A 7079-nucleotide genomic window follows, 5' to 3' on the forward strand; every position below is an offset into this window, starting at 1 on the left:
GGCGGGCGTCAGCTGAAGTGACGGTCGAGGATGCGGCGCCACTTGTTCGACGGCAGCTCGGGGTTGAGCGCGGCGAGGCCAGTCGAGCACTTGCTGATCTTCACGGGGCGATGCCCGTTGGCCCACATCCATCGGTCGACGGGGCCAGCTGCTGTGAGCGACTTCGACTCGACGATGATGGCATCGAGCGACACGCTGCGGCCATCGGGTGCGGTGCACACCAGCGCACAGTCGATCGTGGCGCGCGTGCCCGATGTTTCGTGCACGATCGTCGACCGTCGATACGCCGTGGTCAAGACCGGTTGTAGCCCGGTGTGGCTCAGCACGTCGTCGGCCACCGGCACATCAGACGACACAAGTGCCATCTGCAAGAAACGACGGCCCTCGGGCGTGAGCTGGCTGCTGTCGTCGATGTCGTAGTCGAGCCGTTCCTTGACGGTGCGACCGCGCCCATCTTTGGTCTTCACCTCAAGCATCGCCTGACCCGAATCTTCATACACCCGGGTCCGCACCTTGAAGCGTCGCCGACGACCGGTCGCCGCCGCGTGGTGGAGGTCGAAGTCGGGCGTGTCGAAGTACACCGAGCGATAGTCAAACGTTCGTAAACCGTCGATCTCAAGAACCTTCAAATCGGCGGCGAGGTCGCCGATCATCAGGTCGACAGTGGCCTCGTCGACCACGTACTTCCGGTCGTTGCGGACCTGAAGGGCGGCGATCGCGTCGAGGTCTGGCAGCGAGATCGACGCCAGTTCGTTGACCATTGCCGACGCCGATGTGCTCATGTCGAGCGACGACCTTCTGGCAGGCGGAACCGCACGTCGATCGAGGTCGTGTCGGAGACGAGGTCGACCCTCTTCACCTTGAGCCTGGTGATGTTGGCACCCAGCAGTTCCTCGAGATGGGCGTGCAATGCAACCTCGTCGGTGAAGGCCGAGTCGAGGGTCATGTTCTGGTGGCGAACTCCGGCAAACAGGCGCGGATGGTCGACGATGAACAGCACCACGATGATGGCCACCATCAACGCCGGGGCAATCCAGTCGGGCGTCACGCGGATACCACCGAGCAGGCCGAGCGCGAGCGCTGAGAAGTAGTAGGCCACTTCTTCCTGGTCGAGCTCTTGCGAACGCAGCCGGATGATGGACAGCACGCCGAACAGGCCCAGCCCAAGCCCTGCGGTGACGTCGGCGCGTGACAGGACCGTTGCAACGGCGACCACGCCGACGTTGATGCTCATGATCGCGAGCACCATGTCGGGGCGGCGATAGCGCGGGAAGTACACGAGAAACGTCAGGACGAGCACGGCGACAGCGTCAGCGCCGAGCAGTGTCAAGTCAGACATGGCGGGCGTCCTTGCAGTTGGCTCTGTGGGCGTCGGTGATCATCGGCCGTCAGTTTCTCTTGCGGCATCAATGTCAGAAATCATCGCGGCCATAGCCTCGCGCCACGCCGCTACCGGCTGACCGTCGGCGTGCGTTGCCTCGGCCTCGGCCACGAGATCTTCGATCTGTGTCGACCACTGCGCAATGCGTTCGTCGACGCTTTCCTTCGAGAACGGACCAGCAACAAACTCGGCCCGTGCTGCGTCGAACTCGTCAGTGAGCTGGCTGATCGGCCCGATGAGCGGATCACATGCCGCCGACTTCTGCGGCAGGTTGAGACGGCCGAAGACGAAGATCGCGCAGTCGTCGGTGATGTCGCCAAACCGGTCCGCGATCTGTGTCACCGATCCGGTGACACCGCTGGACCCAAGGTTGTCGAAGGCGTTGTCAAGATCCCAGGGAAGCAGGGTGAGTTTGCCGTTTGTCGGGTTCTCGTACCAGTAGAAATTGTGCGGGTCGCAACCGTCGAAGCAATACCAGTGCAGTGCCCCGTCGTCGTTTCGAATAGCGCGATCAACCACCATGGTGCGAACAAGGAGGTCGACATCCATCCAGCGGTTGATTACCTCGATCTCGGTGCCGGGTTCTGCGTCGGCAAGTTCCTCGGCGAACTGAACAATCAACTCGGCGGTCGGGTCGTCATCCTCGTTGGTCTGCAGGCCGTCGATGAACTCATCAGCGTTTCGCGCCGTGCCGTCGGGGTTGAAGGGCCAGACTTCTTTGTAGAGGTTGCCGCTGCCATCGTCAAAGTTCTCGCGAGTGAAACGACCGTCGATCTGTTCGGTAAGGGCAAACAGCCCGACGAATTCACCGTTGATTTCGACTCGTGCATGCGTCGAGCGCGGGACTGGCACACCCATTTCACGGAACAGCCAGTAGCCGAGTCGCTCGTGCATCTTCGTCGTGTCGAGGTTCTGCGAATGCAGCTGCACCTTCTTGACGCCGTAGAACGTGTCGCCGCCGTCTTCCCAGTTCATCTTCAGCTTCATCGACAACTTGGTACAGGTCTTCGCTCCGCTCGGGTCGAACGCGTTGGGGCCATCGGTGCAGAACAAGAAGGCACCGACTGAGCCCTTGTAGCGAACCCCGATCGGGCCGATCGTCTCACCGTCGAAGGTCAAACTGCCTTCGACGTACTCTTCGGCCGTCGGGTCGGCGTCAAGCTCCGCGAGCTTGTCGGCGTCGAGGTCGATCGCGAAGGTGTGCACGACGCCCGGGTCGAACAGAACATCCGACGACTCAGACTCGAACCGGGCCAGAGCGACAGGCTCGCCGTCAACCTCCGGTTCTGGTTGGTCGGTAGTTTCCACTGCGGCACCTGGCTCGGGCGGCGCAATGGATTCCTGCGTGGCGTCGTCGACCAGCGACGTTGCTTCGTCGATGTTCTGTGGTGTATCGCTCGACGAGCAACTCGCCGCCAGTAGCGCCACCGCGACGGCGACTCCAGCCCACACTCTTGTTCCGCTCAGCATTCAGACCGACTGTAGTGAAGTCGTTCGTTCAACTTCCGTTCAGGCCGTGTTTACCTGCACAGTGCAGCGTGCTCGGCCGAGCCGTCTCGAAACACCGCTGCCTTCTACTGTTGCGCCATGGCAGCAGGCAGCGAAAACAACACTCCGTTCGACACGGCGAAGATGACCGCCAACACGAGATCGCAGGTATCGATGGCCGAGCACTGCAAGATCTCGATCGACGAGGCCGAGTTTGGTCGGGTCAAATTGTCGATGCCGAAGGACGGCAATACAAATCACATCGGCACCATTTACGCCGGTGCGTTGTACACGCTCGCAGAAATTCCAGGCGGCACGCTGTTCTCAACCACGTTCGACAGCAGCCGCTACTACCCGATCATCAAAGAGCAGAACATCCGCTTCCGCCGGCCGGCCACGACCGACATCACTGTCGAGATGACCATGACCGCCGACGAGGCCGCTGAAATCGCTGCCACGGCTGATCGTGACGGCAAGGCCGACTACGACCGCATCGTCGAACTCATCGACACCGAAGGCACCGTCGTAGCAATCAGCACCAACAGCTACCAGATGCGCACGTTCGGTACCTGAGCACGACCCGGCTCGTCCAAATTTCGACTGCTGAGCGAAGCCCACGCGGGTACCGTCGGCAGCATGTCTGAGAGCACCGCCGAGAAGTCACTGCACACCACCGTCGCCGAGCGCCTGATCGATGGACGCTCATCGGTCGGCCAGCCCCACCTCTCGCCCGACGGCACGCGTGTCGCTTTCGTCGTTGGGACAACCAGCCTCGAGAAGAACAGCGGCACGAGCCGTATCTGGATCGACGACGCACCCGTTTCGTCCGGTGACCATGACGGCAACCCCACGTGGTCACCAGACGGCCGCTTCCTTGCCTTCACGTCGAGGCGCAACGATCAGAACGGGCCGAACAAGGGCGAGTCGACGCTCCACATCATGCCGATCGCGCAGCCAGGCGAAACACGTCAGCTCTGCTCGATGCCCGACGGCCTCGGCGACCTGGCCTGGTCACCTGATGGCGCGACGATCGTCTTCACCAGCCGCACACAGGACGATCGGTACACCAAGAAAAGTGTTGCTTGGCAGGCGCCTCGCAAGGTCGAGCGTTTCTTCAGCCGCCTGAACGGCGAAGACTGGGTCTTTGACCGCCCGCAGCACATCTACGCGATCGCTGCCAATGGCACCGGCACGCCACGCAACTTGACGCCGGGCGAGTTCCAGCACGGCAGCCCCGCATGGCTGCCCGACTCGTCCGGTCTCGTCATTTCGGCACAGCGCCACGACACCTGGGACACCGACCTCGCCGAGGATCTGTACTTCGTTCCGGGCGACGCCGACACGAACCAAGGCGGCATCCGCTGCCTGACCGCGCACGACGGCACCTATGCCCTCCCGTCGGTGTCGCCCGACGGCACCAGCATTGCGTTCATCGGCACCGGCGAATTGGAGACGCTGTCGCAGAACTACAAGGTCGGCGTGATCCCAATTTCATCCGACGGTCTCGCCGAGTCCGACTTCACATGGGCATCAGCCGGCCTCGACCGGACCTTCCTGTGCATGGCCGGTCCCCAAGCACCGGTCTGGGAGAACGACAGCACACTGCTCGCAACTGCAGAAGACCGTGGCGACACACACCTGTTTCGTGTCACCGCCGACGGTTCCACCGACCCGGTGGCGCTCACATCCGGCCGGATCACCGTGCACAGCTACAGCACGGCAGCGGGAACAACCGTGACAGCTCGATCGGCAATCGACCACACCCCTGAGCTGTATGTCGGTGACGACAAGCGCACCTCGGTCGGCGATGCACTCGCTGCCCAGCTGCTCGGCTGGGAGAAGTTCGCAACGCCCACAGCCGACGGCACCGACGAAATCGACTGCTGGATCATGCGCCCCGCCGACTTCGACGAATCACAGACCTACCCCGTACTCCTCAACGTGCACGGCGGGCCATTCACCCAGTACGGCGACTTCTTCTTTGACGAGGCGCAAATGCAGGCCGCGGCCGGCTTCGTGGTTGTGCTCGGCAACCCGCGTGGAGGCAGCGGCCGACACACCGCATGGGGCCAGGCCATCCTCGGCCCGAAGCACCAGCACGCACCGGGCTCTGGCTGGGGCCACCTTGACGTCGATGATGTCCTGTCGATTCTCGACGGAGCACTCGACAACTACGCCTTCTGCGACCGGAGTCGTGTCGGCATGATCGGCGGCTCATACGGTGGCTTCATGGCGACGTGGCTCGCAGCCAACCACGGCGAACGCTTCAAGGGCATCTGCTCTGAGCGTGCGGTGAACAACCTCGTGTCAGAAGAATGGTCGAGCGACATCGCCACGGCGTTCCGCACCGAGCACGGCCCGTCGCACATCGACGACGTCGACGTCTACGCCAACCATTCCCCGATCAAAGACGTCCGCAAGATCAACGTGCCCATGCTCCTCATTCACTCCGAAGAAGACTGGCGTTGTCCGATCATCCAGGCCGAAGAGCTGTGGGTGGCACTCAAGTTGCTCGGCAAGGAAGTCGACTTTTACCGCTTCGCCGGCGAGAACCACGAGCTCTCGCGCAGTGGCTCCCCCGTCCACCGCGTCCAGCGCGCCCAGCTCATCCTCGACTGGTTCGCCACCAAACTCGCCTAAACAACCGCTCTTCCCTTTTTTGTGTGAGCGATAGCGGCGTCGGTTGCCGGAATCGCTCACACAAAACTGAGCGCGCCTCGGCCTCTTGGCGCGACAGGCGTGGCGGCTACATTCGGCGGCATGTCGAAGATTTCACTGATTGCCAAGTTGACCGCTGCCGAAGGAAAGAGCGCCGAGCTCGAAGCCGTGCTCGCCGAAGTCGTTGCCGCCGCCGAAGAAGAGGCCGGCCTCGAGATCTACAGCGCCCACAAAGACTCCGCCAACGAAGGCGTGTACTACTTCTTCGAGCTGTACACCGACGGTGACGCGCTCGGCGTCCACGGCAAGGGCGACGGCATGAAAGCCGCGATGGGCAAGTTTGCAGGTCTCCTCGGCGGCCGACCCGAAATCACGATGATGAACCCGGTCGTCGCCAAGGGCATGGACATCTGATTTCGCTCTGATGCGTCGCCAAGTTGCACTCGCGGTCGGTCTGTTGATCGCCGCTGCCGCGTGCGGCAGTGGCAGCGGCAACGAGAACGCCGTCGATTCGACGGCCGCGCCGGCGACAGGGGCCCCGACCACCGGGGCCCCTGTCATCGCAATACCAGTGACTGATCCGCCTGTCGCCGAAGCCGAGACCACTGCGCCTTCGGCGACAGAACCAGGAAGCACCGATGCGCCTGCGACCCCAGTTGCTCCAGCGCTGGCCATCGGCCCGGCTTCTGTCGAGGCGCTCATTGCACTATCAACGCCGATCAACCTGTCACACGCCGGTGGTGACCAGGCCGCTCCACACTCGACGATGTTCGCCTTCCGTGAGGGCGTGCTCGCCGGTGCAGATGCACTCGAGATGGATGTACAGCTCACTGGCGATGGTGTGTTGATCGTGCAGCACGACGACACCGTCGACAAGTCGACCAATGCCACCGGCCCAGTCGCCGATTTGACGCTCGAAGAAATCCAAGCGCTCGATAATGCATACTGGTTCTCGCCCGCATGCTGGCCGTGCCAAGACCGACCGGTTGAGGAGTACATCTATCGGGGCATCCGCACGGGCGATGTCGAGCCGCCCGAGGGCTACTCCCCCAACGATTTCCGGGTCATCACATTCCGCGAGGCCGCCGAGGCGTTCCCCAATTTGGTGCTCGATGTCGAGATCAAGGGCTCGTTCCCCGACGCAGTCCCGGTGGCCGAGCAGTTGGCTGCCGAGATCGCCGAACTCGGGCTCACCGATCGCACGATCGTCGTGTCGTTCGATGACGACCTGATCGATACGTTCCACAAGCTCGCACCGGATGTTGCCGTGAGCCCCGGTCTCACTCGGCTCACCGAGTGGTTCCTGAACGGCACAGAGATCGAGCCATACTTCAAGGTCTTCCAGGTGCCGCCGTTCCAGGGCGACATTCAAGTCGTCGATGCCGAGACGGTGCAACGGGTGCACGACGAGGGCCGTGAGGTCTGGGTCTGGCCGGACGATGCGTCAACGCAGGAGAACGCCGAATTCTACGAGCGCCTGATCGACTACGGCGTCGACGGCATCATCACCGGCCGTCCGGCCGCAATGGTCGAAGCGCTGTCGGGTTAACCC

Annotated in this window: 7 protein-coding genes; 4 read left to right on the forward strand and 3 right to left on the reverse strand. The window is 62.6% G+C overall.

Going from position 1 to position 7079, the window contains the following annotated elements; genetic code table 11:
* Positions 1–8: 8 nt before the first annotated feature.
* Genes ACH2EI_RS02725 through ACH2EI_RS02735 form a run of 3 tightly spaced genes read right to left on the reverse strand, consistent with a single transcriptional unit; the run spans position 9 to position 2851 of the window.
* Entirely contained in the window at positions 9–782 is a 774-nt protein-coding gene (locus ACH2EI_RS02725; RefSeq protein WP_395153407.1) for a polyphosphate polymerase domain-containing protein, read from the reverse strand.
* On the reverse strand, positions 779–1339 hold the full coding sequence (locus tag ACH2EI_RS02730; RefSeq protein ID WP_395153408.1) for a DUF4956 domain-containing protein: 561 nt from the start codon (positions 1337–1339) through the stop codon (positions 779–781). The genes ACH2EI_RS02725 and ACH2EI_RS02730 overlap by 4 nt, the downstream gene beginning before the upstream one ends.
* Positions 1340–1378: 39 nt before the next feature.
* Entirely contained in the window at positions 1379–2851 is a 1473-nt protein-coding gene (locus tag ACH2EI_RS02735; protein WP_395153409.1) for a CotH kinase family protein, read from the reverse strand.
* Positions 2852–2968: 117 nt separating this feature from the next.
* Between ACH2EI_RS02735 and ACH2EI_RS02740 the strand changes: the two genes are divergently transcribed.
* The 4 genes from ACH2EI_RS02740 to ACH2EI_RS02755 all read left to right on the forward strand — a co-directional run bounded on the left by ACH2EI_RS02740 (position 2969) and on the right by ACH2EI_RS02755 (position 7076).
* The gene (locus ACH2EI_RS02740; protein ID WP_395153410.1) at positions 2969–3442 is read left to right on the forward strand and encodes a YiiD C-terminal domain-containing protein; all 474 of its coding nucleotides are present in this window, start codon (positions 2969–2971) and stop codon (positions 3440–3442) included.
* A 63-nt stretch (positions 3443–3505) separates the two neighbouring features.
* A complete protein-coding gene (locus ACH2EI_RS02745; RefSeq protein ID WP_395153411.1) occupies positions 3506–5509 on the forward strand; it encodes a prolyl oligopeptidase family serine peptidase in 2004 nt (667 codons plus the stop codon).
* Between the two features lie 120 nt (positions 5510–5629).
* The gene (locus ACH2EI_RS02750) at positions 5630–5941 is read left to right on the forward strand and encodes a putative quinol monooxygenase (RefSeq protein WP_395153412.1); all 312 of its coding nucleotides are present in this window, start codon (positions 5630–5632) and stop codon (positions 5939–5941) included.
* Positions 5942–5951: 10 nt separating this feature from the next.
* A complete protein-coding gene (locus ACH2EI_RS02755) occupies positions 5952–7076 on the forward strand; it encodes a glycerophosphodiester phosphodiesterase family protein (RefSeq protein WP_395153413.1) in 1125 nt (374 codons plus the stop codon).
* The last annotated feature ends 3 nt before the right edge of the window (positions 7077–7079 follow it).

Origin of the sequence: Ilumatobacter sp., assembly GCF_041688325.1 — a bacterium.
Classification (GTDB): Bacteria; Actinomycetota; Acidimicrobiia; order Acidimicrobiales; family Ilumatobacteraceae; genus Ilumatobacter_A.

Bases quoted from the DNA above. Each gene is read 5' to 3' on its own strand.
- ACH2EI_RS02725 (WP_395153407.1), bottom strand. From the start codon at position 782: ATGAGCACATCGGCGTCGGCAATGGTCAACGAACTGGCGTCGATCTCG.
- ACH2EI_RS02730 (WP_395153408.1), bottom strand. From the start codon at position 1,339: ATGTCTGACTTGACACTGCTCGGCGCTGACGCTGTCGCCGTGCTCGTC.
- ACH2EI_RS02735 (WP_395153409.1), bottom strand. From the start codon at position 2,851: ATGCTGAGCGGAACAAGAGTGTGGGCTGGAGTCGCCGTCGCGGTGGCG.
- ACH2EI_RS02740 (WP_395153410.1), top strand. From the start codon at position 2,969: ATGGCAGCAGGCAGCGAAAACAACACTCCGTTCGACACGGCGAAGATG.
- ACH2EI_RS02745 (WP_395153411.1), top strand. From the start codon at position 3,506: ATGTCTGAGAGCACCGCCGAGAAGTCACTGCACACCACCGTCGCCGAG.
- ACH2EI_RS02750 (WP_395153412.1), top strand. From the start codon at position 5,630: ATGTCGAAGATTTCACTGATTGCCAAGTTGACCGCTGCCGAAGGAAAG.
- ACH2EI_RS02755 (WP_395153413.1), top strand. From the start codon at position 5,952: ATGCGTCGCCAAGTTGCACTCGCGGTCGGTCTGTTGATCGCCGCTGCC.